Origin of the sequence: Shewanella kaireitica (assembly GCF_023284045.1) — a bacterium.
Classification (GTDB): domain Bacteria; phylum Pseudomonadota; class Gammaproteobacteria; order Enterobacterales; family Shewanellaceae; genus Shewanella; species Shewanella kaireitica.
Genome location: NZ_JAKIKQ010000001.1, coordinates 428,045 through 452,578, shown reverse-complemented (window position 1 = coordinate 452,578; position 24,534 = coordinate 428,045). Strand labels below are relative to the sequence as shown.

Annotated in this window: 26 protein-coding genes; 8 read left to right on the top strand and 18 right to left on the bottom strand. The window is 41.8% G+C overall.

The window, feature by feature from the left end; genetic code table 11:
* Positions 1–64 precede the first annotated feature (64 nt).
* Both argR and L2730_RS01870 read left to right on the top strand, forming a co-directional pair.
* Positions 65–535, top strand: coding sequence for a transcriptional regulator ArgR (argR, locus tag L2730_RS01875; RefSeq protein WP_220736962.1), 471 nt, complete (start codon positions 65–67; stop codon positions 533–535).
* A 162-nt stretch (positions 536–697) separates the two neighbouring features.
* A complete protein-coding gene (locus L2730_RS01870; protein ID WP_248973037.1) occupies positions 698–1,156 on the top strand; it encodes a cupin domain-containing protein in 459 nt (152 codons plus the stop codon).
* A 359-nt stretch (positions 1,157–1,515) separates the two neighbouring features.
* Here the strand turns inward: L2730_RS01870 and L2730_RS01865 are convergent, their stop codons facing one another.
* The 6 genes from L2730_RS01865 to L2730_RS01840 form a co-directional block, all read right to left on the bottom strand.
* Positions 1,516–2,448, bottom strand: coding sequence for a Dyp-type peroxidase (locus L2730_RS01865; protein WP_248973036.1), 933 nt, complete (start codon positions 2,446–2,448; stop codon positions 1,516–1,518).
* A gap of 350 nt (positions 2,449–2,798) precedes the next feature.
* The gene (locus L2730_RS01860) at positions 2,799–3,827 is read right to left on the bottom strand and encodes an ABC transporter ATP-binding protein (RefSeq protein ID WP_248973035.1); all 1,029 of its coding nucleotides are present in this window, start codon (positions 3,825–3,827) and stop codon (positions 2,799–2,801) included.
* Positions 3,828–3,829: 2 nt separating this feature from the next.
* Positions 3,830–5,461 carry an ABC transporter permease gene (locus tag L2730_RS01855; RefSeq protein WP_248973034.1) on the bottom strand — a complete coding sequence of 544 codons (1,632 nt, stop codon included), beginning with the start codon at positions 5,459–5,461 and terminating at the stop codon, positions 3,830–3,832.
* Positions 5,462–5,606: 145 nt separating this feature from the next.
* Positions 5,607–6,614, bottom strand: coding sequence for a Fe(3+) ABC transporter substrate-binding protein (locus L2730_RS01850; RefSeq protein ID WP_248973033.1), 1,008 nt, complete (start codon positions 6,612–6,614; stop codon positions 5,607–5,609).
* Positions 6,615–6,813: 199 nt separating this feature from the next.
* The gene (locus tag L2730_RS01845; RefSeq protein ID WP_248973032.1) at positions 6,814–7,413 is read right to left on the bottom strand and encodes a glutathione S-transferase; all 600 of its coding nucleotides are present in this window, start codon (positions 7,411–7,413) and stop codon (positions 6,814–6,816) included.
* Positions 7,414–7,423: 10 nt separating this feature from the next.
* Entirely contained in the window at positions 7,424–8,173 is a 750-nt protein-coding gene (locus L2730_RS01840) for a ferredoxin--NADP reductase (RefSeq protein ID WP_248973031.1), read from the bottom strand.
* Positions 8,174–8,342: 169 nt separating this feature from the next.
* Here L2730_RS01840 and L2730_RS01835 point away from each other — a divergent pair, with 169 nt between their 5' ends.
* Both L2730_RS01835 and L2730_RS01830 read left to right on the top strand, forming a co-directional pair.
* Entirely contained in the window at positions 8,343–8,885 is a 543-nt protein-coding gene (locus tag L2730_RS01835) for a histidine phosphatase family protein (RefSeq protein WP_248973030.1), read from the top strand.
* A gap of 179 nt (positions 8,886–9,064) precedes the next feature.
* Entirely contained in the window at positions 9,065–9,259 is a 195-nt protein-coding gene (locus tag L2730_RS01830; RefSeq protein ID WP_248973029.1) for a hypothetical protein, read from the top strand.
* On the opposite strand, the gene L2730_RS01825 is transcribed toward L2730_RS01830, so the two are convergent.
* Both L2730_RS01825 and L2730_RS01820 read right to left on the bottom strand, forming a co-directional pair.
* Complete coding sequence (locus tag L2730_RS01825; RefSeq protein WP_248973028.1) at positions 9,256–9,519, bottom strand: hypothetical protein; 264 nt, start codon at positions 9,517–9,519, stop codon at positions 9,256–9,258. The genes L2730_RS01830 and L2730_RS01825 overlap by 4 nt on opposite strands.
* Positions 9,520–9,646: 127 nt before the next feature.
* On the bottom strand, positions 9,647–11,419 hold the full coding sequence (locus L2730_RS01820; RefSeq protein WP_248973027.1) for an ABCB family ABC transporter ATP-binding protein/permease: 1,773 nt from the start codon (positions 11,417–11,419) through the stop codon (positions 9,647–9,649).
* Positions 11,420–11,756: 337 nt separating this feature from the next.
* On the opposite strand from L2730_RS01820, the gene L2730_RS01815 reads away from it, so the two are divergent.
* Entirely contained in the window at positions 11,757–11,933 is a 177-nt protein-coding gene (locus L2730_RS01815) for a hypothetical protein (protein WP_020914117.1), read from the top strand.
* A gap of 112 nt (positions 11,934–12,045) precedes the next feature.
* Here L2730_RS01815 and nrfD read toward each other — a convergent pair whose 3' ends face one another.
* The 4 genes from nrfD to L2730_RS01795 all read right to left on the bottom strand — a co-directional run bounded on the left by nrfD (position 12,046) and on the right by L2730_RS01795 (position 14,653).
* A complete protein-coding gene (gene nrfD / locus L2730_RS01810; RefSeq protein ID WP_248973026.1) occupies positions 12,046–12,987 on the bottom strand; it encodes a cytochrome c nitrite reductase subunit NrfD in 942 nt (313 codons plus the stop codon).
* Positions 12,984–13,667, bottom strand: a complete 684-nt coding sequence (locus L2730_RS01805) for a 4Fe-4S dicluster domain-containing protein (protein WP_248973025.1) — start codon at positions 13,665–13,667, stop codon at positions 12,984–12,986. Before L2730_RS01805 ends, nrfD begins: the two co-directional genes overlap by 4 nt.
* Positions 13,668–13,677: 10 nt before the next feature.
* Positions 13,678–14,151: a multiheme c-type cytochrome gene (locus tag L2730_RS01800; protein WP_248973024.1), complete on the bottom strand. Its 474-nt coding sequence runs from the start codon at positions 14,149–14,151 to the stop codon at positions 13,678–13,680.
* Positions 14,152–14,233: 82 nt separating this feature from the next.
* Positions 14,234–14,653: a DUF2726 domain-containing protein gene (locus L2730_RS01795; RefSeq protein WP_248973023.1), complete on the bottom strand. Its 420-nt coding sequence runs from the start codon at positions 14,651–14,653 to the stop codon at positions 14,234–14,236.
* Between the two features lie 479 nt (positions 14,654–15,132).
* Between L2730_RS01795 and L2730_RS01790 the strand changes: the two genes are divergently transcribed.
* Positions 15,133–16,113, top strand: coding sequence for a LysR family transcriptional regulator (locus L2730_RS01790; RefSeq protein ID WP_248973022.1), 981 nt, complete (start codon positions 15,133–15,135; stop codon positions 16,111–16,113).
* A 27-nt stretch (positions 16,114–16,140) separates the two neighbouring features.
* Here L2730_RS01790 and L2730_RS01785 read toward each other — a convergent pair whose 3' ends face one another.
* Together L2730_RS01785 and L2730_RS01780 are read right to left on the bottom strand one after the other, a co-directional pair.
* Positions 16,141–17,217, bottom strand: coding sequence for a LysR family transcriptional regulator (locus tag L2730_RS01785; RefSeq protein WP_248973021.1), 1,077 nt, complete (start codon positions 17,215–17,217; stop codon positions 16,141–16,143).
* Positions 17,218–17,512: 295 nt separating this feature from the next.
* Entirely contained in the window at positions 17,513–18,037 is a 525-nt protein-coding gene (locus L2730_RS01780) for an NADPH-dependent FMN reductase (protein WP_248973020.1), read from the bottom strand.
* A 173-nt stretch (positions 18,038–18,210) separates the two neighbouring features.
* Here L2730_RS01780 and L2730_RS01775 point away from each other — a divergent pair, with 173 nt between their 5' ends.
* Positions 18,211–19,107: a LysR family transcriptional regulator gene (locus tag L2730_RS01775; protein WP_248973019.1), complete on the top strand. Its 897-nt coding sequence runs from the start codon at positions 18,211–18,213 to the stop codon at positions 19,105–19,107.
* Positions 19,108–19,163: 56 nt separating this feature from the next.
* Here L2730_RS01775 and L2730_RS01770 read toward each other — a convergent pair whose 3' ends face one another.
* A complete protein-coding gene (locus L2730_RS01770; RefSeq protein ID WP_248973018.1) occupies positions 19,164–19,934 on the bottom strand; it encodes a hypothetical protein in 771 nt (256 codons plus the stop codon).
* A 570-nt stretch (positions 19,935–20,504) separates the two neighbouring features.
* On the opposite strand from L2730_RS01770, the gene L2730_RS01765 reads away from it, so the two are divergent.
* On the top strand, positions 20,505–22,652 hold the full coding sequence (locus tag L2730_RS01765) for a cation:dicarboxylate symporter family transporter (protein ID WP_248973017.1): 2,148 nt from the start codon (positions 20,505–20,507) through the stop codon (positions 22,650–22,652).
* An 85-nt stretch (positions 22,653–22,737) separates the two neighbouring features.
* Here L2730_RS01765 and L2730_RS01760 read toward each other — a convergent pair whose 3' ends face one another.
* Genes L2730_RS01760 through L2730_RS21920 form a run of 3 tightly spaced genes read right to left on the bottom strand, consistent with a single transcriptional unit; the run spans position 22,738 to position 24,328 of the window.
* Entirely contained in the window at positions 22,738–23,046 is a 309-nt protein-coding gene (locus tag L2730_RS01760) for a hypothetical protein (protein WP_248973016.1), read from the bottom strand.
* Between the two features lie 27 nt (positions 23,047–23,073).
* Positions 23,074–23,760 (bottom strand): pseudouridine synthase, encoded by a 687-nt coding sequence (locus tag L2730_RS01755; RefSeq protein WP_248973015.1) that lies wholly within the window; start codon positions 23,758–23,760, stop codon positions 23,074–23,076.
* A gap of 37 nt (positions 23,761–23,797) precedes the next feature.
* Positions 23,798–24,328: a type II secretion system protein gene (locus L2730_RS21920; RefSeq protein ID WP_283105614.1), complete on the bottom strand. Its 531-nt coding sequence runs from the start codon at positions 24,326–24,328 to the stop codon at positions 23,798–23,800.
* Positions 24,329–24,534 lie beyond the last annotated feature (206 nt).

Here is a 24,534-nt window from a genome sequence, read left to right as displayed (position 1 = left end):
TTTGACATGAAAGCCGAATATAATCATCATATAACGGATTTTTTTGAATAAAGAATAATAAAATATGCAAGCAAGTAAAAATCAAGACGAATTAGTTAAAACATTTAAGTCAATTCTTAAAGAGGAGCGTTTCGGCTCCCAAAGCGAAATTGTGGTAGCCCTTCAAGGGGAAGGCTTTAGTAATATTAATCAATCTAAAGTATCCCGCATGCTGAGTAAGTTTGGCGCAGTAAGAACCAGAAATGCCAAACAGCAGATGGTTTACTGTTTGCCGGCTGAGCTTGGTGTCCCAACTGCCGGTAGCCCACTTAAAAACTTAGTATTGGATGTCGATCATAATCAGTCGATGATTGTGGTACGGACCAGTCCAGGTGCGGCGCAATTAATCGCAAGGTTACTCGACTCAATAGGCAAGCCTGAAGGCATCCTTGGCACTATCGCTGGCGATGATACCATTTTTATCAGCCCATCAAATATTCAGCAAATTGAAGATACATTAGAAACAGTTAAGTCGTTGTTCAATTACACGGATTAACTTTTCAAAAAACAACAAACGGGCGGAAACGCCGCCCTACTCCTTCTCTAAGCAATCCTCCAATGTTTTCTTTATACAATATATTGAATCTATCATTTTTTATTCTCACAATATCGTTATACTGCCAAATAGGACAGCATTCCTACGTTGAGGATAATAAAAATGAAAAATAAATTAATTGATGTTTCTGATGTGGGCTGGGAGTATTGGTCTCACGAAAAGGACTATGGCAGTCATCAAAAACACATTGGTGATACGGCAGGAGCAGAAAAAGTCGGCGTCACCATGGAAAAATTAGCGCCAGGCATGACTTCAGCCCTTTCTCATTATCACACCAAGGAAGAAGAACATATATATGCTATGCAAGGTGAAGCTACGCTTTATCTTGATGGAGAGCCTCATATGTTTAGTGAAGGCAAGTATATCTGCTTTACTGCCAACTCTGGTGTCGCGCACAAACTTGTTAATCACAGTGACGCTGATTTTATCTTTTTAGTTGTAGGAAACCGCGATGCTCACGATGTAGTCGTTTATCCCGAAACCAATAAAGTATTGGTTCGAAGCATGAACGAAGTTTATAGCCGTCGTCCCATGAGCTACTTTGATAAAGATGAAGATTAAGAGTCATAACTCATATCAACAAAAAACGCACTGAATGTGCGTTTTTTTGTCGATATTGCTTAGGGGCTGTTGAACTTTCGAGCTTAGTTTTTGTTCGATTCTTTACCGTAAGGAATAATGCTTCTAGTACAAGGCTTGAGCGATAAAGCTTAGCCGGCTAAGTGAAAAGCTCATAACACATTCTAGTCATAAAAGAATAGAAGCATTGAATCGAACCCAAAGGGCCGCGTTTCTTGGCTATTTTTACTGTGTTGTAGACTATTTGTGGAGAATAACTAAACGGCATAGCCTCCGCCTTGTCAAAATAGCCAATAAACTGCGGCAAAAACAACCGTGAAAGATCAACAGCCCCTAGTCTTTTAAGCCGATTTATCTAAAAAATCTAACGAGGGTGCAAAAAACGATGATCCAGTTAAAGCTTGGGTGAAATGCATAAGGTGATCATGATTTCCCTCGTTATCACCATAAACCATACTCTCGAGCATTTTTTCAAAGTTCACCGAATTACGGCAAGTAGAGATAAACATTAACCCCTGCTCTTTGACCGTACCGTAAGGCATACTCTGGCGTAAGATCTCCATTGAGTTACCGGCATCATCCTTCAAATTGACCCGTTTAATATGACTGGTTAACGGCTTATCTGCAGAAGCATATTCAATATTATCGGCTTTAGTACGGCCAATGATGTCTTCTTGCTTCTTTTCAGGTAGGCGATTCCATTTACTCAAATTGTGCGCAAATTTTTGCACGTGTATATAACTGCCATTTTTAAATGCTGCATCTTCCTCTCCAATTAATGCGACATCTTGGCGACTACGACCTTTAGGGTTTTCAGTGCCATCGACAAAACCAGTCAAATCTCGGCTATCCATGAAACGGAAGCCGCGTTCTTCATCGACAAGCTCAACCAGGCCTTCGAACATCTGACATACTTCGTTGGCAACAAGGTGAAGAATATCAAAGCGGTCACAGCGAACATGCACAAACAGATCATACTCTATCGCCGGTGCATCTCTATTTTCTTGGTTCATGGCTGGAAATGGTTTCAACTGGCAAGGTCTAGCTGCAGGATAAAGCGTATCCCAGTAGTTGGCGCCTACTGCGACGAAGCCATTAAAGGCACTGTCGGCAAATTGATCGGCAAGATCATGAATATATTGAGCCACATTTGCTACACACGGGCGCACCTGCGAATCAACACCATCATTCGCATTAAACATTAAATAGACACTGTGCAAATTTCCTTCCGCACAAACTCCCAGCTGTTCACGAGGCATAACCTGACTATCCATTTTTATCTGTAACCCTTATTATTCATTAATCTTCGGCAATATTATCTACAACTTTAGTCATTAATAATTATATCTGACGCACATTAACCAAAAATAAAGACTTATCTTTAATCAACTTACTAAGCTAGCCACCAGTATCACTCAGTTTTTCCAATAGTATCAGCAAGAGTAAGCACGGAGAGCGCGCAATTTAATATTGGGCTAAACACACTAGATTCAAGCTTAGTAAAATAGTCAATAAACACAGGAAAAAACAACTCAATAAATACACTGGACGTTACTATGTAGCGATAAAAGTCAGTTAATGGCCTCAATTACGTCAATTACGTCAATTACGTCAATTACGTCAATTACAATAATACTAAACCGTGTAGCGTTGTAGTAATTGCCACCTTTTCTCCGATCTTGATATCTAAGTATTCACTGTGAATATCAAGTGTTTTGCTACCAATACTGACCAAGTACTGGCAAACGCTACCAAGAAAACGTCGTTCGATAACTTCACCAACGCCCGACTCACTTCTAGCGATCTGCAGTTGCTGTGGTCTAAGTAATAACTCAACTTCACTACCGACTGTGGCCTTAAGTTGTTGGTCACTTTCGATATCACCAATAAGTGTAGACACTCTTTTGTCTGCTATCACTGTCGCTTCAAGATAATTGCTAGCGCCTAGAAAGTCAGCGACATACTTATCTTCAGGCCGTAAATACAAGCGTTCGGCATCACCACATTGCACGATTTGCCCTTGGTTAAATAATGCTAACTTGTCTGCAAAAACAAACGCCTCGTCCTTACTGTGCGTCACAAAAACCGCACTAATATTATGACTCTTCAAAATATTACGGATCTCAAGCATCATCTCTCTGCGGACTTTGGCATCTATATTAGAAAAGGGTTCATCGAGCAAAAGGACTTCTGGCTCATAGGCCAGTGCTCTAGCAATCGATACCCTTTGTTGCTGTCCACCAGATAGTTCATGTGGATAACGTTCCCCCAGCCCATCCAACTTGACTAGAGCCAGCATATTCTCAAGCCTTGCAGCTTTGCTGGCTTTATCAGCTAGCTTTACGCCAAAGAGTACGTTTTCAGCAACAGTCAAGTGAGGAAATAAAGCGTAATCTTGGAAAATCATCCCAATTCCACGTTTCTCGCTGGCAACAAACTCGTTATCAGATACCACTGCTTTACCGTTGATTTTTATCTCGCCAGCAGAAATACTCTGTAAACCAGCAATCGCGCGCAACAGTGTGGTTTTACCGCAACCACTCGGTCCCAACAAGGCGACAATTTCACCTTTCTCAACCGTTAAATCCAGCCCTTTCAGCACAACGTGCTTTTGGTAACTACTATGAACATTGCTTACTTGTAATGTAGCCATAATTACTTTTCTTGCTCCAACGAATGGTTCAGATAAATCAAAGGAACGAGACCAACCAATACGATAACGATTGCCGCTAACGCACCGTGTTCGAGCTGCTCATCTGAAACAAATTGAAAAACATAGGTTGCCAAATTTTCAAAACCTATCGGCCTAAGTAACAGAGCTGCTGGAAGCTCTTTCATACACTCTATAAAAACCAACAATAACCCGGCAAAAATACCTTTTCTGAGTAAAGGAATATGAACCCTCGCAAGCAGTGATTTAGGGGTAAGACCTAATGTCACACTTGCCATGTCTAAAGAGGGTGAAATCCGTTTATAACTGTTCTCTATACTACCGATAGCAATTGCAGCAAAACGAATACAAAAGGCACATATTAGAATGAATGAACTTCCCGTTAGTATCAGCCCAGGTTCTTGTAGGCCAAAATAGTAAGCTAAATCATTAATAGCAAAATCGAGTTGAGTGAAAGGGACCAAGATTCCAATGGCTAATACTGTTCCAGGTAGCGCATAGCCGGTAGAAGCGAGTCTTGAAGGCAACATATCAGCTTTATGTGGACTCACCCTTCTGACAAACATTAGCACAATACCGATACAGACACAGACAAGGCTGACAACCAGCGAAATCCACAAACTGTTAAAGCTGTATTCGAAAAACTTAGCATTCCAGCTCTCTGCAAAATAGCCCCATGCATATTGCAATAATATTGCAAAAGGAAGCATAAATGCGAGTGCCAGTAAGATAAAACAATAGCCTGTAGCAGCAAACGCCTTTGCACCATTAAGACAAAAGTAGTCAAGCTCGCCTGGCGCAGACTGCTTTTGAAAAAGCTGTTGTTTGCGACGTGCAAAGCGCTCAAAACCCACCATGGCAAATACCACAAACAACATGATAGTAGAAAGCTTAGCGGCGGCCGTTAAACTGCCATATTCGAACCAAGTATCATAAACCGCAGTCGTGAGTGTAGGCACTGCAAAATAGCTTACTGTAGCAAAGTCAGCTGCCGTTTCCATGGCAACAAGCGTCGCACCAACAGCTAAGGCTGGTCTTGCCATTGGTAAACTGAGTCTCCAAAAGCTCTTCCACGGACTACAGCCCATAACTCGAGCCGCATGGCCTAAACTTGTGGATTGTTCCATAAACGCAGTGCGAGCCAATAGGTAGATATATGGAAACAGCACTAACGCCAGCATAATTGCGGCGCCCCCTAAAGAGCGTACTTGCGGAAAGTAATAATCGTGAGGTGTTTGCCAGCTAAATAGACTTCGAAGAGTTCGTTGCACAGGGCCTGCATAATCAAAAAGATCAGTGTAAACGTAGGCAACGACATAAGCAGGCATAGCTAAAGGCAATAGCAGTGCCCATTGGAATATATTTCGGCCTGGAAATCGACACTTTGCCACTAACCAAGCTGCTGGGATTGCAAAAATAAGAGCGCCAATCACCACCCAAAATATAAGCAACAAAGTGTTGCTTATATAAGTCGGCAAAACGGTTGCCATCAGATGACCGAAAACAGCTTCATCGGGCAAAAATGATTGCAATATAAGCGCTACGAGCGGCATGACAATGAGAAGCGCTAAGGTGTAACTTGCAACAGACCAGCGTTTTGCTAAGCCTAGTATCATGATGTTAGATGCCCAGAAGTCATGAAAATAAAAGTACCTAAAAAACAAAACCTATCATAAAGATAGGCTCTGACAGTACAACCACAAAAGATTTAAGCTGAAACACTATATAGTAATAGTGTTAGACCAACCTTAAATAGTAAGCTTAAAGATCAAACTTCACTTCATCTAAAAGCTTAATCGCTGCACCGTGGTATTGTGCTAACTTATAGATAGGAAGATCATCTGCTTTAAATTTCCCCCAAGAAGCGACAAGTTTTGACGGTTTTACATCAGCCTTAACCGGATACTCCATATTAACATCAGCATATGTTTGTTGCGCTGCATCACTTGATAAGAACTCCATCAACTGAATAGCCGCTTCTGCATTTTTAGTGTGCTTAGCCAACGCCATACCTGATACATTGATGTGCGAGCCACGATTATCTTGATTTGGGAAATTAATCTCCACCGCATCAGCCCATGGCTTCTGTTTAGGGTCTTGCAACATCTTACCGAGGTAATAACTGTTACCAATCGCTATATCGCATAACCCTTCACTTACCGCTTTCACCTGAGCTCTATCATTGCCCTGTGGCTTACGTGCAAGGTTCGACTTTAGACCTTCTAACCATGTTTTTGCCTCCGCTTCACCGTGGTGAGCGATCATCGAAGCAACTAATGACACATTGTAAGGATGCTTACCGCTGCGGGTACATATTTTGCCTGCGAATTTAGGGTCAGCAAGATCTTCATAATTGATATCCAGCTTACCTAATCGCTCTTTTGAGCTGTAAACATTACGGACACGCATTGTGAGTGCATACCACATGTCATCAGGAGAGCGATATTTTTGCGGTATGTTTTGTTTAAGGACATCACTTTTAGCAGGGATCACCAGATCTTTTTCAGCTAACTCCATTAAACGATAAAAATCTGATGTCAGTACAATATCGGCCTTTGATAACCGACCTTCACGCATCATACGTTCAGCAATACCTTTTTTTGAAAAAACGACGTCGACATCAATACCGGTTTGCTTAGTAAAGTCAGCTAGAATAGGGTCAATAAGGAAGGCCTGACGATACGAATAAACCGTTAACCTTTCAGCGGCACTCACCACACTTGCACTACACAGAAGTCCAACCATCATTAGACTGGTGATTACTCTCATGACCTTTTACCCCTTTAACAATATCTAATAGCCAGCACGACGCTGATAATAATTCTCAATTGCAACAAGAGTAATCAATCAGAGCGATAACAGCAAGTAATTAGTGCAAACTTTTAGCGACTAAAAACTTGCCATCTCTATTTAGTAATGGCTTAATTAACATAAACTTAATACAACTGGGCTATTTATCTATACCAATCTACATCTTGGGTCTTGTCGCAATAAAAACATCAGCTTGCTGCGCTTGCTCTAACCAAACACTCAATGCTGAAGTAACATTTCGCCAAGGCAGATCTGGATGACGAAAGTCGATGTATTCCAATAAACAAACCAACATAACTTGCAGCGCAGTTAATTCAGCACTACGAGTAATCCCCAACGTCTCAACCTCTTTTAGGCCTCTTAATAAAGCCTGTTCATATCGCGAGGTCCAGAACGAAGACCGTAAGCCTTCATCCTCCCTAAGTTGCTCTTGCCTTAACGAAACAGCGCTATCAAAAATGCCTTTTAACAATGAAAAATGGCACTGCTGCAACCAATTATGCCCCGTTGAACCAAATAAGCGAGACTGACCAAATTCAGCGTCTAAATAACGCATTATCACCTCGCTATCATAGAGTGCAGAGCCATCATTCAGTTGTAAGCAGGGAATTTTGGCTAGCGGGTTGACTCTAAGGAGTTCAGGGGAGTTATCAAAAGGATTAGCAATAATCTCTTCAACACCTTCAATGTCGTGATAGCAGATAAACACTCTAACGCAGCGCGCATAGGGCGATGCATCGGAATAATACAATTTCATGACGCGTTCCTTACCAATATTTTTCGACCGTAATCTGCCCAGGGGCACGGCGTAAATTTTTAGTTAAGCCCCGTTCTTTCAAACAATCTTGAGCATCTGTAATCATTCCTGGATTGCCACAAATCATCACTTGTGAATCTTTAGCTGATAGCTTGATACCTGCTTTAGCTTCTATATCACCATTGTTAAGCCCATCAGGGATCCGGCAAGTTAATGCGCCCTCAAAAGGCTCTCGCGTCACCGATAACACCAGTTTAAATTGCTGCGGATATTTGGCTTCAAACGCTCTAAGTTGGGGCAAGTAGGCTAAATCCTCAACCTCTCTCACACCATAAACTAACACTACTTTCTGGTAGCTTTGCCATGGTTCATTGGTCGCCATCATTGAGATAAAAGGGCCGACGGCTGTGCCTGTTGCTAAAAACCATAAATGCTCTCCCTTGTTATCATCTTTAGGAAGCTCATCAAGGGTCATAAAGCCCGAGGCTTTGGTCGCTACATCAATAACATCCCCTTTAGAGAGTGCTTGAAGATTAGGCGACAGCTGGCCATCATCCACAGCAACGGCCAACACTTCGATATAATCGGTTCCGGGCGGATTGACTAGAGAGTAAGCTCGACCAATGCGTTTATCATCAATCAACTGACTCAACTTAATAAACTGACCAGCAATAAAGTCACCAATATCGACTTTAATCTTTAGGGAAAATAACTTGTCACTCCAATCTTGGCGTTCTATGACTTTGCCTTCAATCCACATAATCTGCTCCAAAAGTGCGTCGTCATTTCAGCATAAACTTTTATTTCATATTCAGAAAGATTAATCTATCAAAGATGTTTTTGAGCTGTAAAAATGTTAACAACTAAACGAGTAATGCAGTTAAACCTTTCTTTATCAGAAATAAAATGAGTAAACTCAAGGCCTACCTATGAAAGTCACCATCAAAACAATATTTGTATTCGCCATTTTCATGTTGAATGGCAATAGCGTACTCGCTGTCGAACAAGCGACTCCCAATGCAGTAAAAAGCAAAACGGTCATAGTGGTGCGTCACGCAGAAAAACTCAGTGATGGTACACGCGACCCAGCATTAAGTGAAAAGGGAACAATACGAGCCACGGCACTCATTAAGGCCTTACCTAAACTCTCCTTTTCCCAAGCCATCGCCAGTAACTACCAGCGCACACAATTAACACTAAAGCCCATTGCAGAGGCTAATAATATTACAATATCCATCGTCGGCACTGCTGACGGTTTGCAAGAACACGTAACACAAATCGTTGAGCTCGTTAACGCTTCAGATGAAAACAGCATAGTCGCAGGGCATTCCAATACGGTTTCACTTATTATCAGTGCATTGGGCGGTCCAAAAATAACACCATTAACAGAATCTGACTACGGAGATCTGTACCTATTAACGATTGAGGAAACGGGCGAGGTGAGGTTAGAAAAACGTCACTTTGGGAAATAGTTTACGTTGTCACAATTTGAATGATTAGTTAATAAAGTTAGTTTTATAGTTAAATAGACTTGGACTACTGCATTTTTAGTGATTAAATAGCATATCCAATAAGGGTTAGTTAGAACTATCTTTAACTAAGTAGGTTAATACTAGCCCAAACAGCATTCTTTTATGTATGGAGTCAAGTAATGGATGACAAAGATATGCCTGAGCAAAATAAAGGGCTATCTATAAGCTGCAATAGCTGTCAACGAATGACAGTGATAGAGGGGGAATATGTCTGTTTTAGAGAAGGCAAAATCACCAGCTTGCAGCCGATGAAAACACCTTCCCCTCAAAATTTACTTTGTGAAGGATGGAAAATAGGCAAGCTAAACTACTAAGCTGTTAGCATTCCAGCGTAATCACGGGCTGAAAATTTCGGTTCGTACAACAATCCTTTAAGCGGATCCACAGGACTTGCTTTCGCCAAGCTTAAACCACGAGTCGTAACGCGCATGCCTGCTGATAATTCAAAATAAACCACTTCGAGCTCATCTTTTTCTAAACCACGTTTTTTAAGCGTAGCCATAATGGCAAGCCAATCGGTGTTAACCTTGCTGTCTTGCCCTTCGATATGTACAAGTAGAGGTATGTTCTTCATTTTGACCTTCTCAGCATAATCATGATTAATGTTAAGCTGATTATAAGCACACTAATCTGAACCTAGGCTGAATTGTATACAGCCTTTGCTTAAAACCTCAAACACTTATACCAATCTATTCGAGTAACTACTCTTGTTGGATCCGCCAAAGTTTGGCATACAAACCTCCAGCATTAAGCAAGCGAGTATGAGTCCCTGTTTCAACCACCCGCCCCTGACTAAGCACCAATATTTGGTCAGCATCAACTACAGTCGACAATCTGTGGGCAATGACTAAACTCGTGTGGCCTTTCGCCACCTCTTTTAGTGCAGTTAATATAGCCTGTTCAGAATGACTATCCAGAGAAGAGGTTGCTTCATCAAAGACTAGAATTGGCGCCCGTTTGAGAATTGCTCGGGCAATTGCTACCCGTTGTTTTTCACCGCCAGATAACTTTAAACCGCGTTCACCGACACGGGTTTCGCCACCTTCAGGCAAGCTTTCAATAAAATGCCCTAAGTGCGCCATCTCAATTGCTTCAGCTATCTCAGCATTTGTCGCACTGGGGCGACCATAGCGTACGTTCTCAATTAATGTGTCATTAAATAGCACGGTATCTTGCGGGACGATTGCAATCGCTTGCCTAAGGGTATCTTGACTTAATTCTCTAATATCCTGGCCATCAATGCGAATAACTCCAGACACAACATCGTAAAACCTAAACAGTAATTTTACGATTGTCGATTTTCCTGCCCCGCTGTCGCCGACAATCGCAACCTTTTGCCCAGACTTAACAGAGAAACTGACCTCATCAAGAATAGGCCTGCTATCATAACCAAAGCTGACTTGCTCAAATGAAACGACGCCTTTGGTCAGCTTCTCAGTTTTTGCATTATCGATATCTTCGATCAACGGCTCTTTATCTAACAAGCCAAACATACGCTCTATATTGGCGAATGCTCCACGGATCTCCCGGTAGACAAAACCTAAGAAATTAAGCGGAATAAACAACTGCATCATAAATGCATTAATCAGTACAAAGTCACCAATGCTCATAACACCTTGAACAACATCATTTGCCGCCATAGCGAGCATGATGGTCATCGCCACGGAGATAATACAAGCTTGGCCCGCATTTAAAGCAAACAATGACAATCGATTCTTGCGCTTGGCTTCCTCCCAGTCAGCTAAAGCACTGTCATAGCGGTTAGCTTCATATTGTTCATTGTTAAAGTATTTTACCGTTTCATAGTTAAGCAGGCTATCGACTGCTCGCGTGTTAGAAACGGAATCGGCTTTGGCTGCATCTCTGACATAACCTGTACGCCACTCGGTCGCCACCACAGAATAAGCACCATAAGCCACCACAGAAAGCAGCGTTACTGCAGCGTAACCGACACCATAGTTATAAAATAAGATCCCGACAACCAAGATAATCTCTAACAATGTTGGCACGATATTGAACACCATAAAGCGCATCAAAAAACTCACACCACTGGTGCCTCGCTCTATATCACGAGACAAACCACCTGTACGTCTTTCTAAATGAAAAGCCATATCAAGTCGATGCAGGTGTTCAAAGACGGCGATCCCTAAGCGCCGTATCGCACGCTCAGTCACTCTACCAAATAGCGTGTCTCTGACCTCTGAAATGATGGTGTTTAGCAGACGGATACCGCCATAGGCTACGACTAAACCAACAGGTACGGCTAAAAGGGCACTCTTTCCATCGAGGGTCAAATCGTCAACCAGTGCTTTTAACACGAACGGTAAACCGACACTCGCTCCCTTCGCCACAATTAAACATAGCAATGCTAACCCCACTCTTTGCTTAAACTCTAACAAATATGGCCAAAGCAGTTTCAATACATGCCAATTGAGTTTTCCGACGGGACCATCAAAATATAAGGAGGGGCGCATGATTACTTCCAATAAATAAGAGTTTACAAATTAAAGATCGACTCTTGAGTATGGAAAATAACGACTCAGAGCCAAATAACAGGTAACAGCTGTAGTGATTTTGTTAAATTAAAGCTTGATAACTGCCCACAAAAAGTACTACTTTAGCACTATGTGGGGGTATCTTTGGTCGCAACAGATATTCCCCCATTGAGGCATCTAAATATTGCTTAAAGTAGTGCAAACATTATTACTCAACCGGAAAGGGTTTGATACTATCTTTAACTTCGATTTTAAAGCAAACAGAACTAAGGGCATCGAAATGCTCAGTTCAAATTAACTATCTAGGGATGCAAGTATGTTGGATTCATCCAATCAAAAATATCCACCTTTACCACTCATCCAAACATGGATATGGATGATGACCCAATCTGGAAACCCTGAAATCCAAGAAAAAGGTCAAAGCAATCTAATTGCTTCGTTTGGCAGTTTAGCAAAAGCCAATGAATACCTTATGGAGCAAAATCAAAAATAACAATATTATTGTTGATTACGCTTTTCACCATATATAGATTAAGGCTGTGCACATAAAGTGAACAGCCTTTTTTATAGAAATAACTCTTGGTTGAATTTTAAAAGTATATTCTTTACACACCTGTCATCTGGCCGGTGTACAGAATAAAATTTCGTAATAGCAGTACCCCAAGCAAGCTAAAACTCGCGGTCACTGCAACGTAGGTCAACTTACGTTCGGATGAAACCTTCATCCATAGATTAAAGGCTAGGGGTAAAGTTAATCCAACGCCAACCACTCCGCCCCAAAAAATCCAGCCCCAAAATCCCTCTCCAATAGCATTAAGTGCTGCAACCTGACTTTGTCCTCCCGATAAAATTAGCCCCGCAAAAAAGGTAAATAACAGCATAATTTCGACTAAGATCATCGGGATCTCAATCCGATGTATAAATTTCACTTCGGTGCCATTAGGGTTACCACGCATCAATACCCCTCCCAAAAGCGTCGCAGCGGCTCCAGAAGACAGCCCTGAGATTAAGAATAACAATGGTAAAACAGGGTTATTTAGTAACGGGAAACCAATAAGAGCTGACAATAAGAAACCGGTATAAGCACCAAGAGATAGCGACAAAATAACCAACACACCGGTAATAACATCCTCATGTCGCGCCAACAGCGTTAAGCACTTAGCCAGCAGATGAAAACGGCCATCTAACCACTTAATTACTGGCAAGCTAAATACACTGCCAATCCAGGCGAATAGCACTAATTGATAAACCAAAAGTACAAGCACCCCCATCGACATCACTGATGAGGTGTTGTAAAACACCAGTATTTTCCAAAATGCTAACGGCTTGGTCAGATCTATCACCAAAATGCCTAAACCGGCGCAAACAGCAATCGGTGCAATAATGGCAGCCGCTTGCACAAAGGGTGATAAATATGCCCTTTCAGCCAGCTTAAAATGCTTTAGCATAATGGCGAAAAAGACTGCTCCAGCCGATAAGCCTGCTAAGAAAAGGTAAATCGCAATCGGCCAATGCCAAACTAGGCCGTCAAAGTGAAAAGCACTCATAATACTATCTCCCCATCAACAGTTCGTACATGAAACAACTTAGGCCGAGTCCCCAAATCAATCTTTTGCCGGTAGGTGGGTTTTGACTTAAGAGCCTTAACCAATGCTGAGTTTGGATCTTTTAGGTTTCCAAAAACCAGTGCCTCTGTAGGACAGGCCAACACGCAAGCTGGCTGTAAACCCTGAGTTAACTGACTTTGCTGGCAAAAGTCACATTTATCAGCGACTTTTGTCAGCGGATTGATAAAACGTATCTGATAAGGGCAAGCTGCAATACAGTACTGGCAGCCTACGCAACGATCTTCGTTAACAGCAACAATGCCAGTGTCTTTGTCAATATAGGCCGCTCCCGTAGGGCAGACCTTGACACAAGGTGCAGCTTCACAGTGCTGACAAGAATGGCGACTAAATCGATAACTTTGTTCAGGGTATTCACCATAAGGACCCGTTCGTATGATGTTAACTCTAGAGACACCAACCGGAACCTGGTTTACCTCTCGACAAGCATCTTCACAAGCATTGCAGCCTATGCAGAGATTTTCATCATGTAACATTGCATACTTAATTTCGCTGTCCCCGACTGCATTGCTAGCCAGTGGCTGCGGCGTCATTGAATACACTGAAACCCCAGCAATCACTCCGCCACAACCTTTTAGAAATCTTCTCTTTGAAGTATCCACCCTGTGCCTCCTAATGATTATCTCGATGGCATTTAACACATGATTGGCTTATAGCTGGGCCAATGAGCATTAATGCAGGATCCGTTTCGGTGTGAAGTTGATGGCACTGGGCGCAAGATACTCGCGTCGAGTGCACATTATGAGTCCAAAGCGCCTGTGCAAGTGCTTCGTGATCATGACAAGCTAAACATTGTTCTACTTGTCGCTTTATTTGAGTATCGCTTTCCACGCCAAATCTGATGATCTTAGAGTCTTTTCTAGGATGCTTACCTTTCTCGCCATGGCAATCTTCACAGGTAATAGCAAGTCCTTGATTTGCATGTAACCCCAGCATTTTGCCATTGCGCTTATGACACTTTAAACAGTGGCTAGTGTCGATACTTCTCACTTCAACGGCAACAGGTAAGCCTGGAAAGCTTAACCACAGGAGCAGAAACCATACGATATAGATAACAGAAACGCCGTAACGGTTAGTCAATGACATAACAAAACCTTACACCAATAGGTGAACAGCAAAGATAAGGAATAAGCGCCAAATGATTCATTTGGCGCTGAGTCAGACTGAATTATGCGGCTAGCGCTGTTTTAATTAGGGCTTCATCGCACTGCTTGTGCTTATCTAGTTTGATGAATTGCACACCAATATAATCTAAACATTTTTCAATGAACTTGGCCTGTTCAGGAGAGCTCTCATCTGGGTTGCTAATGACCAACTTAACCGAAGATGACTCGTTGTCGACAACAACATAATCAAGGTGACAGTGCTCCATAAAATCTTCAACCTCTTCGTGGTGCCTTACCGAATCGTCAATATCAACAACATTAACCAATGACGCACCATAAAGAATATCGTAACGTTTATTAGCTATCGCCTTTAAGCTTTTCAAAAAATGCATTGATTCTTTATCAAGCAAATGAGGCTTAATGCTAATTTCAGCACCGACCATCTCAACTTCACTGGCTTTAAAAAATTTAATGCATGTCATTACAAAAGTTACGATTACGAGAGGAACAATCAGAAATAAAACAAAGTATATAAAAGCATAACTGAATATCACTGTGGCATTCATAATAAACCTCCAAGTTCTTACTTACTTTTTAACTTTCGATATAATTATTACGCCTTAAAAAACTGTTAGCAACAAATATAAAAATCATTATATATAAATCAATAAGCAATCACAAAATCAATTATAGATATTAATAATTTCAGATATGCAGAAAGTAGATATGACGTTATCAAAATATAGAAACTCAAACTTCACATTAAAAGACAATTAAAACAAATCAATTAAAAACAAAGTATTACAGACGCTCAAGTTAGAGAGGTAACTATGACCTCTGATATTAAAAACCAGCGCGAAATATATTAATAAATTAAACAAGCATGTTCAATTATTATTTTACCGAACATAACAATTGGTGTATGGTTAATATTAAAGATTGAAATAGTGAGGAGTTCAGCATGCAAAATATAACTATTGAAAATCTAGACATACTTAGCATTAGTATTCTCGTTAATTTATATGAGCAGCATTCAGCAACATACGTTGCAAAGAAAATGAATATTCCTGCACCAAAAGTAAGTCGCTGCCTACAAAATGCAAGACTCATATTTAATAACCCTTTATTTATTAGGAAGAAACATGGGCTCGTCCCAAACGAGTTTACCCAACAGCTCTACCCTATCGCGAAAGAACTTTTACAGTGTTCAAATCACTTACAACAGCTATCAACATCTGTAACGGCTTTGGGTAGCCAGCGAGTCAATATATATGCCAGCGATATGTTAGCTCAACACCTTCATCAGCAGCTTAACCAAGCTATTGAGCAGTCTGAAATTCATGTAAGTTACAAACTACACACTCAATCAATTAATACCTTTGCCGACATAGAGTCTGGAGCCTTAGATGTTGCTATTGTCACAGAATCGAATCATGAATTACTGCAGTTTTATGCCAATGCATTGGAGATAACCCCTTTGCAAAAGCTAAACCATATGTACCTTGTAAGCGACGCCTTGCACCCCATTCTAAAACGAGATTTGGATTTAGATACCATTGCTGACTATCCCTATGTCAGCGCACAAGACTTAGCAACTCCGACCTCCGTTGATCCTTTTATATTTTACTGCCAGCAACATCATATCCAATGTCGACTAGCTAATACCGATAACTTTAACAGCAATCTAAGTTTTCACGACTTACAACCTCTTCTAGCACAGACAGATCACTTAGCACTACTGCCCTATAGCAAGGTTTATGAGCACAGTAATCTATTACCAGGTTTGCATGTGTGTTGCTTATCTGAAATGGAAACCAACCGACTCTACTTGTCTCAACCTCACCCTACCATTTACTTAGTAAAAGCAAAGTCAAACCGTTCGAGCACATTAGACGATATAAACAAAGCGATTAATCGTATTGTTAGCCACGGCCTGCACTAACTATCGATTAGTGGCTGTATTCAAATCTCACTCAGTAACACTATTGTTGGCTGTTGCACAGGTACGCTGTAGGCAGTCAACATTACACTTAGTGGCAGTGCAGTCATTATTAGTACAGCAGGTCATTAAGGGGGCTGGAGAATTATTGCCGGTATTGATATTTTCAAAATGGCTCTGCATCTCAATCAGTTTATCACCCAATAAGTTTTTCAAACAGTTAACCATTGGTGGCATGACACTTTGATGGCTGTGCAAGTAGTAGCTATCAGATTTTAAAGCCTGAGTCGCTTTCCATGCATTCGAGATATCTAAGAAATCAACGTCCTTTCTATTTTCGAAATAATAGTAAGTCATTGCAGAAACCAAGATGGCGACATCATCAGTCATACTCACGTGATCAACAACCATACGTACACTCGGGCTTTTAAGTACCACTTTAATATCAATATCTGCAACTTGCGCATACTCCTCAATACGATGCAACTGATGAGACTGAAGGTTAGAGTTTACCAAGGCAATTTTGTAATCAAAGATAGCCTTAAGCGGCTCAGGTGAACTTAAAATAGGGTGTCCAGTTCTAGCAACAATAAAGAAGTGGCTGATATCACCTATTTTAGTGTCGGTTACCATAGGGTGATTGACCGGCTCTATAGAGATAGAGCAATCGATTTTTCCTTGGCATAGGCGTTGACTGACCGTCTCTGACCAGGGCTGCACATTGACATAAACACCACCAGTAACACAGCGGCACGACTGTTGGATGCAGTTAAGAACAGTTAACGACCAGTGCTCGTTTGCCGCAAAAGTAAGTTCATAAGGCGCATCTTTTTTATCTAGCGTTGTTTCAATAATTTTATCAAGTTGCTCTAATATAGTTCGTACCATCGGTGTGATTTTTAACGCAATTTGATTAGGTTCAAGCCCATACTTTTGCCTCACAAATAGCTCATCGCCCAATACATCTCTAATCGTTGCCAGAGCGCGGCTGACTTTTGACTGACTGGTATTAAGCTTTGCAGCCACTGCACTGCCATTTTTTAAATCGACGAGCCCAATAAAAACCTGCAAGGTGAAATAATCGAGCCGACTGATTTGCTTCAGCATTAGTCTTGTCCTTGTGCTAGCGCCTTTTCTGGGTGAATAAACCCAATTGAAATGTTACCAGCAACCAAGATTACAAAGTTAGTTGGGCTAGAAACATGAAATACAAGGATAACTTTTAGCATTGGAACAAAAGCAATACTGCGTAATCGGTCACAATACGACCAACAAAAATAACAATGAGCGGGGAGAATGATTCACCGCCATAAAACATCACGAAAGGATAATCGTAGCTACAGCCAAATAGCCTGGCTATCAAAGCCAGACTATTTATCAAGATGTAAGGCGCCTTAGGCGCTTACTGCAGTCCTGCCAGCGCTGCAATAAGAGAGGCTTTTAATTCTGGGTTTCTAAGGGTTTGCTGCTCCATATCGAAATTATCGAAAAAGCTAGGAATTGATAGGCTCCCTTTTACGTCTGCAGCAAAATATGGGGCTGAACCCGAGGCTGCGGCCAATACAGATGCTGCGCCACCAGGGCCTGGAGATGTAGCAAGCAGCACCATAGGTTTATTTTGGAAAACTTTCATATCGATGCGTGAGGTCCAGTCAAACAAATTCTTATAAGCCGCGGTGTATGAGCCGTTATGTTCAGCAAAGGAGATGATAATCCCATCAGCTTCGCCTAACTTGGAAAAAAACTGCTGGGCGAGCTCAGGCTGACCTAACAACTCCTCCCTATCTTGGCTAAAAATAGGCATCTCATAATCGTTTATGTCTAAGATTTCAACTTCAGCGCCCTCTACCAGTGAAGCCGCGTAAATGGCTAACTGTTTATTGATTGACTTACTACTGCTGCTGGCTGCAAATGCTAATAGTTTCATATTCTGATCCTTTATTCCGTTGTGTCTGCAGTTAACCCTGCAGCGTAAAAGCGTTAAATTGTCAGCGTAACTATCAGACTAAGCTTAAGTTTTGAGCGACAACTCGATAGGGAGCAGTGTATATTACAATCCAGAAGTAATTAATAACCTAAATTGATAATGACTGTTTCCATATGACTATGAATAAACTTTTTGACGGTGTGGTGATATTTGCCCAAGTGGTTAAGAGCGGCGGTTTTTCAGCTGCAGCGGATGCATTAGGTCACTCAACCTCATATGTGAGTAAAGAGGTCAATAAGCTAGAAGCTCGGCTTGGTGTTAGATTACTCAATCGCACCACGCGCTCAATTGGCTTGACCCCTGAAGGTGACGCCTATTACCAACAATGCCTGCAACTAATCAGCGATGCTGAACTAGCGGTAGGCTTGATAACACAGCACGAAGTAAGTCCAAAAGGTGTGCTAAAACTTAGTTGTCCCATCGGTTTTGCCCAAGCTCATCTCAAAGCGATTATCTCTGAATACCTGCAGCTTTACCCTAATGTCAGCCTAGAGTTAGACTTAAGTGATAATCGCACTGATGTGATTGCCGATGGCTATGATTTGGCTATAAGAGCATCCTCACAGCTGGATGAGTCTAGTCTAATCTGCCGAAAACTATACAGCTGCGGCGCTTTCACCGTAGCCTCAAAAGCGTATATTTCACGTCACGGAAAACCTTATCACCCACGAGAGCTAGAGACTCATAATGGGATCTGTTATTCCAACCTTAAATCCCCCAGCCGTTGGGATTATGTCGACAAGGATGGTAAGCCTTTCTCTGTTGATGTACGCCCTAAAGTCCTTTGCAATAATGGTCATATGCAGCTTGCTATGATTTTGGAGGGACATGGCGTGGCAAGGTTGCCACTGTTCTATATGCAAGAAGCTTTACAAGGCAACCAGCTCCAAGTGCTGTTTGAAGACTTTCCAACAACGACTGTTGATGTATTCGTGATCTACCCTAGCCGCAAGCACCTATCACCCAAGGTAAGAGCATTTATCGATCTGGCTGCTGAGCGGTTAGCATAGGTTGTAAAAGAATGAAGCCGCAAAAGCGGCTTTATTAAGTGCTTCTTAAATTAACACTATTTGTCTTTCATCGATAACTCATCAACTAATCGATAAACCGTGTAGGTCGTCGAGTGAAAATTCTCAGACCAAGCTTTTAACGCTGCCCCCGCTTTCGCTTCATCCCCCATATGGGTCGCTAATGCCTCTGAAAATGATTTATCCGGTGGAGTCATCTCAGCATAATTTTTATAAGGGATGACAAGAGATAGCCCCCCTTCGCCACCAATAGCATTGCCCCATGACCATAAATAAGGCCACTTCATCGCTTTAGCGTTGTCACTAAGCAGCTTCTTTCCGTCAGCGATTGATTTAGCTTTGCCCATTTTCGCTTGATAGTTTGTCACGGCAAAATATTTGAAGCCTTCACTATCTTTGGGCCAGTGGCTATTTTTCATATCAATACGGCTGTAAAAGTGCTCGTAATGATTAATATACTGCGCCACATTCGCGTACCAATCATCAAGAATTTTGTTATCTGCTTGCCATTTCTGGTAGCCATCTACGTCGTTCCATTTGGTACAACAGTAACGAATGATATACCTATCCATTCCCGTGCCAATCGCTGGGCGATAAACTTTCCATGCTCGCGGATCGCCCTTGCTGGCTCGAAACTGGATATGTTTAACAAATGCTTTTTCAAATGCAGCTTGTTGGCCTTGGTTAGGTACCATAACCCATACGTCAGCTAACGAATTTGGTTTATGGTGAGCTGCTAAAGCCACGTTACTCAAGCCCATCGTCAGCAACCAACTACCAACAATTATCTTTAATAGAATATTTTTCATTCCTATCATCCTTACAGTGAGTGAGTCAGCATCAAGATCATTAAATGAGATAAAGGGGAATTCTGAGTTCAAGAGATGCCAACATAATTACGTTTAAAGCCTAGCAACTATTAGCAAACTTGCGAGTTGTCTAACAGCTGCGCCCGCTACAGGCCATCGTTATTAAGCCAAAGTTGTTAACTACACCAATAGAAAAGCTAATCTTAATAAGCGGGAACATCTTTCAAAATTCATATAGTCAATATTCTAAAACAGAACAATAAACAGCTCACTCTAGTCGATAATGAAAGTTAAGCGGTGAGCAAATCAGTTTGTTAAGGCTATTGGTAAAAGTTTAAAATATTTACTTTAAAGTTAAATCGTTCTATATCTATAATTAACGCCTGACAACGCATATCAGTAAGCACTATTGCTAATTTGACGATAGCTTTATTAGCGTTAAAAATAATTCCAGAATTAACGTTCTCTGTCGCGACTAGTGACGTTTAACATGCAGCACTCTATGTTCAAAAAAATTAGATCAATTAAAAATAATAATGGATGGAACCTGTGCTAAAAAAAGTACTTTCTATGACCAGCTCAACCCAGATGTTAGTGGCCATGTTTGTTGGTTTTGCGGTAGGTCTGTTCTTCGGTGAATCCGTGGGCTGGATGGGTACCATAGGAACCAGTGTCATTCTACTGATGCAGATGACCGTTTTGCCCTATATTGTCGTATCTCTAGTAGGTGGTATAGGCAAGCTGCAAAAAAATACCGCTAAGCTTATTTTTAGCCGAGCGGGTATCATCATGCTACTACTTTGGGGTTTAGGTTTATTGACTGTAGCCCTGATGCCACTCTCTTTTCCTGTAGTTGAGTCTGCGTCTTTCTTTAGCACTAGCAGTATCGAACCCGTTACACCAATAGACTATTTTAAACTCTATATTCCCTCAAATCCTTTCGAGTCTATGGCCGATGGTTACGTCCCTGCTATGGTGGTTTTTAGTATCGCCATGGGGCTTGCTCTTATCGGCATGCAGGGAGAGAACAAACAGCAAATCTTAACCTTTATGCACACCTGCTCCGAGATCTTCTCTCGCATCACTCGCGGCTTAGTGAAAATCTTGCCTATCGGTATTTTTGCAATGTCGGCGTCTGCTGCAGGGACAATGGGAGTCGACGAATTTGCCAGTATGCAGGTGTATTTAATCAGCTACTTTGTGTTGTGTTTGCTACTCACTTTCTGGGTTTTACCTTGGATTGTCGCCTCATTAACACCTATCACTTTTGCCCAAGCACTGCGGATCTCAAAAGCGAGCTTAGTTACTGCATTTGCTACTGGTAACATTTTCATTGTGATCCCTGTTATCGTAGAAGAGTGCAAGCAAGTCATGCGTGAGCATGAAAACTTAAGTGAAGATGGTGCGACTTTAATAGAAATTTTAGTACCTATCGCCTTTACCTTCCCCAACATAGGTAAGCTGACTGTCATCCTATTTGTACTGTTTGCAGGCTGGTTCAATGGCACCCCCGTTGACGTCAGTAGCATTCCGTCACTCTCTATTAGCGGACTTTTATCCTTATTTGGCAGCGTATATGTCGCCATACCCTTTATGCTAGATTTGGTCCATCTCCCCTCAGATCTGTTCCAGTTATTTGTCATGTCTGGTTTCATCACTGGTAAATTCAACTCTATTGCCGCTGTGATGAATCTATTTGTTCTCACGCTACTCACCGCAGCATTATTTGAGAAAAGCCTTAAGATACGAGCACCACAATTGATAAAAATGGGGCTTGGGATCGGAGTCAGCTTAGTGCTTACACTCGTAGTATGTCGCGTGGGTATGGGACTCTTTATTCACAGCCCTGAAACGACCAGCGGTGTGATTGCTAATATGCAGGTGGCAGATAAGGTTCCGACTAAGGTCAGCAAACAATTCCCAATTATTGGCACAACCCCGAACACACCCATAGCAGGAATAAAACAGATCCGTAGTCGAGGTATATTAAGAGTTGGCTACATACCAAGTAATGTTCCCTTTAGTTACTACAATAATGCAGGCCGTTTGGTTGGTTTTGATACCGCGATGGCAACCAAGTTAGCTGAAGATCTCGATGTAAAAGTTGAGTTTATTCCGTTTAGAAAAAATAAACTCGCGCAAGCCTTGGATGCCGGTTTCTTCGATATTGCCATGTCTGGTTTAGCCATGGATATCGAACAGATGGATGCACTAAGTTATGCCGATCCAGTGCTAGAGTTGAACCTAGCCATTGCGACTAAAGATCACCTGGTTAATACTTTTAAAAGCAACGCTAAAATTCTCGATATGGGGCCGGTAACCATAGCGTATGTAGAGCACAGTGATGCAGTCGAAGACGCGCGATTACAAGCACCCAATGTAAAATTCGTCAAAATTGATGGTTATAAAGACTTTTTTAGGCAGAAAAAAAACAAATATGATGCGGTAGTGATTAGCGCCCAGGCAGGTTCAGCTTGGACATTATTCTTCCCCGGTTATGGCATTGCGCTACTTGAAGGAAAATCTCGTTACCCAGTGGCTTATGCTGTAGCGCAATCAAATCAATCCTTACTCAATTATGTCAACAATTGGCAGCGACTTCGCAAAGTCGATGGCCACCAAGATCAGATCTATAACTATTGGATGCTCGGGCAAGGTGCCGTTGAGAAGAAACCGCGCTGGTCGATTATCCGTGACGTATTACATTGGGTAGAGTGACCCTTAACAGCAATCAAAGTCAGTATCTTGGAAGCCGCTTGGCAATCAATAGTAAAGTGCTTTATTTTATAAACGCTTATATCCTTTATAAAATAAAGCGCACTAGAATAGCCTCCAAAGTTATACCAAATAGAATAGCAAAAAATAGCGCAGTAAGATGATGACTATAACGACCGCGAGTCGCTGTCGCTCGATAGAAGTACAGAGGCAGGAAAAAATAAGCCAGCAATTCGATGATTAATTTAATCAGAATTAGCTGCGAGTAAAAAGCGTAATCTCCTCCCTCCAGCGGCAGGTTAAATACGAGCCCCCAAAGCAGTTGGTAAATAAGCAGCAAGGGGAAAACCCATAACCAAACAGCTTTCCAAAGCGGCGTTTTAATCTGTTGCTTCAAATTGTCACCAAAAATATATTTGCACTATCAAAGAAAACCCGCGACTTCTTGTGGGGAAAGAAAACGCCAATTTCCAAGTGCTACATCTAACTGTAAGTCACCAATTTGCTCTCGATGTAATCCGTTGACGCGATTGCCCACTGCGGCAAACATGCGCTTTACTTGGTGGTAACGTCCTTCCGTAATAGTCAGCAGCACCTCACGTTCATTAATCAGCTTAAGCATTGCTGGAGCAGTCAGCTTAGATTCGTTCTGTAACTGAACGCCCACACTAAATTTTTCAGCCACATCAGCAGCAATAGGGTCGCGTAGAATAACTCTATAGGTTTTAGGGCATTGCTTATCAGGTCTGATGATCTCAAATGACCAACGACCGTCATCAGTTAGTAAGACCAGCCCAGAGGTGTCAGCATCTAGGCGCCCTACGATATGCAGATCTTCAGCGCGTTCAATATCAATACAATGGAATAAACTTGGGTAGTCACCATCAACATTTGAGCTTAAAGTATTGAGCGGTTTGTGTAGCATAATATAACGCGAGGGCCGAGCAATTAACCGCTCCCCTCTCCAGAGCACGCTGTTATTCTCATGCACCTGAAAACGCGCCTCTGTAACAATGCAGCCGTTAACGCTCACATCCCCTAACGCTATGACCTGAGTAGCAGCGCTGCGGGTCAGTTCGGTACTTTTACATAGAAACTTATCAAGACGCATAAAAGATGAAGCTCATTATTCATTAAACAGCAATGGCTTAGCAACCATCGGTTAAGTAAGTCACAGTGTACCGCGTCTCAGAGTTCCCGCCCGTTCCACCCGGCTCACTGTACCTTAGGTAACAGGCTTCATCATCACTAGGCAAAGACTCCCCTTGAACGAGGTTATATCCGATCTGTACTCGACTAGAGTTACTTGCACTATCACACCCACTACCGAAGCAAACCACAATAGAGTCGTCAATATCAACCATATCAAGGATCCCTAAGCCGCTCTCAGGCCAAGCTTCAGGGTAACCATATTTGAGCTCAAAGATACCAGCGGGGATCTCAACGAAAGGAGGGTTACTCGCAGAACTCCTTGCTTGTTCTGCAGCGCCTTCGATTTGTGCTTTTAAATAAGTTTCATCAGCAGCAAAGGTCATAGCAGCACCAATACCCTCTAACGCGCTAATCTTAGCATCACGGGATAAGCTGATAAATTTTGGCGCAGCCACAATAGCGAGAATGCCCAGTATAATGATAACTACAACCAGCTCAATCAACGTAAATCCCTTTTGTTTACTCATACTTTATCCATCCTGAAAGTTATTTAATCTGGCTATCTTGCTGATCGTTTTTACTATTCTAGCGGCTAGTAAAACACAATACAGCAAAGTGTTAATACCGTTATGGTAGCTGATAGCATTTTAAAGTGCTGCAGCTTACTTGGTTAGAGGGCAATAGACTAATGCTTATCTACCGCAGAACCTATCAAGCAAATACGATTTCAGGC

Coding starts and splice junctions, on each gene's coding strand:
- argR (WP_220736962.1), top strand. CDS start 65: ATGCAAGCAAGTAAAAATCAAGACGAATTAGTTAAAACATTTAAGTCA.
- L2730_RS01870 (WP_248973037.1), top strand. CDS start 698: ATGAAAAATAAATTAATTGATGTTTCTGATGTGGGCTGGGAGTATTGG.
- L2730_RS01865 (WP_248973036.1), bottom strand. CDS start 2,448: ATGGATAGTCAGGTTATGCCTCGTGAACAGCTGGGAGTTTGTGCGGAA.
- L2730_RS01860 (WP_248973035.1), bottom strand. CDS start 3,827: ATGGCTACATTACAAGTAAGCAATGTTCATAGTAGTTACCAAAAGCAC.
- L2730_RS01855 (WP_248973034.1), bottom strand. CDS start 5,461: ATGATACTAGGCTTAGCAAAACGCTGGTCTGTTGCAAGTTACACCTTA.
- L2730_RS01850 (WP_248973033.1), bottom strand. CDS start 6,614: ATGAGAGTAATCACCAGTCTAATGATGGTTGGACTTCTGTGTAGTGCA.
- L2730_RS01845 (WP_248973032.1), bottom strand. CDS start 7,413: ATGAAATTGTATTATTCCGATGCATCGCCCTATGCGCGCTGCGTTAGA.
- L2730_RS01840 (WP_248973031.1), bottom strand. CDS start 8,173: ATGTGGATTGAAGGCAAAGTCATAGAACGCCAAGATTGGAGTGACAAG.
- L2730_RS01835 (WP_248973030.1), top strand. CDS start 8,343: ATGAAAGTCACCATCAAAACAATATTTGTATTCGCCATTTTCATGTTG.
- L2730_RS01830 (WP_248973029.1), top strand. CDS start 9,065: ATGGATGACAAAGATATGCCTGAGCAAAATAAAGGGCTATCTATAAGC.
- L2730_RS01825 (WP_248973028.1), bottom strand. CDS start 9,519: ATGAAGAACATACCTCTACTTGTACATATCGAAGGGCAAGACAGCAAG.
- L2730_RS01820 (WP_248973027.1), bottom strand. CDS start 11,419: ATGCGCCCCTCCTTATATTTTGATGGTCCCGTCGGAAAACTCAATTGG.
- L2730_RS01815 (WP_020914117.1), top strand. CDS start 11,757: ATGTTGGATTCATCCAATCAAAAATATCCACCTTTACCACTCATCCAA.
- nrfD (WP_248973026.1), bottom strand. CDS start 12,987: ATGAGTGCTTTTCACTTTGACGGCCTAGTTTGGCATTGGCCGATTGCG.
- L2730_RS01800 (WP_248973024.1), bottom strand. CDS start 14,151: ATGTCATTGACTAACCGTTACGGCGTTTCTGTTATCTATATCGTATGG.
- L2730_RS01795 (WP_248973023.1), bottom strand. CDS start 14,653: ATGACATGCATTAAATTTTTTAAAGCCAGTGAAGTTGAGATGGTCGGT.
- L2730_RS01790 (WP_248973022.1), top strand. CDS start 15,133: ATGCAAAATATAACTATTGAAAATCTAGACATACTTAGCATTAGTATT.
- L2730_RS01785 (WP_248973021.1), bottom strand. CDS start 17,217: ATGCTGAAGCAAATCAGTCGGCTCGATTATTTCACCTTGCAGGTTTTT.
- L2730_RS01780 (WP_248973020.1), bottom strand. CDS start 18,037: ATGAAACTATTAGCATTTGCAGCCAGCAGCAGTAGTAAGTCAATCAAT.
- L2730_RS01775 (WP_248973019.1), top strand. CDS start 18,211: ATGACTATGAATAAACTTTTTGACGGTGTGGTGATATTTGCCCAAGTG.
- L2730_RS01770 (WP_248973018.1), bottom strand. CDS start 19,934: ATGAAAAATATTCTATTAAAGATAATTGTTGGTAGTTGGTTGCTGACG.
- L2730_RS01765 (WP_248973017.1), top strand. CDS start 20,505: ATGACCAGCTCAACCCAGATGTTAGTGGCCATGTTTGTTGGTTTTGCG.
- L2730_RS01755 (WP_248973015.1), bottom strand. CDS start 23,760: ATGCGTCTTGATAAGTTTCTATGTAAAAGTACCGAACTGACCCGCAGC.
- L2730_RS21920 (WP_283105614.1), bottom strand. CDS start 24,328: ATGAGTAAACAAAAGGGATTTACGTTGATTGAGCTGGTTGTAGTTATC.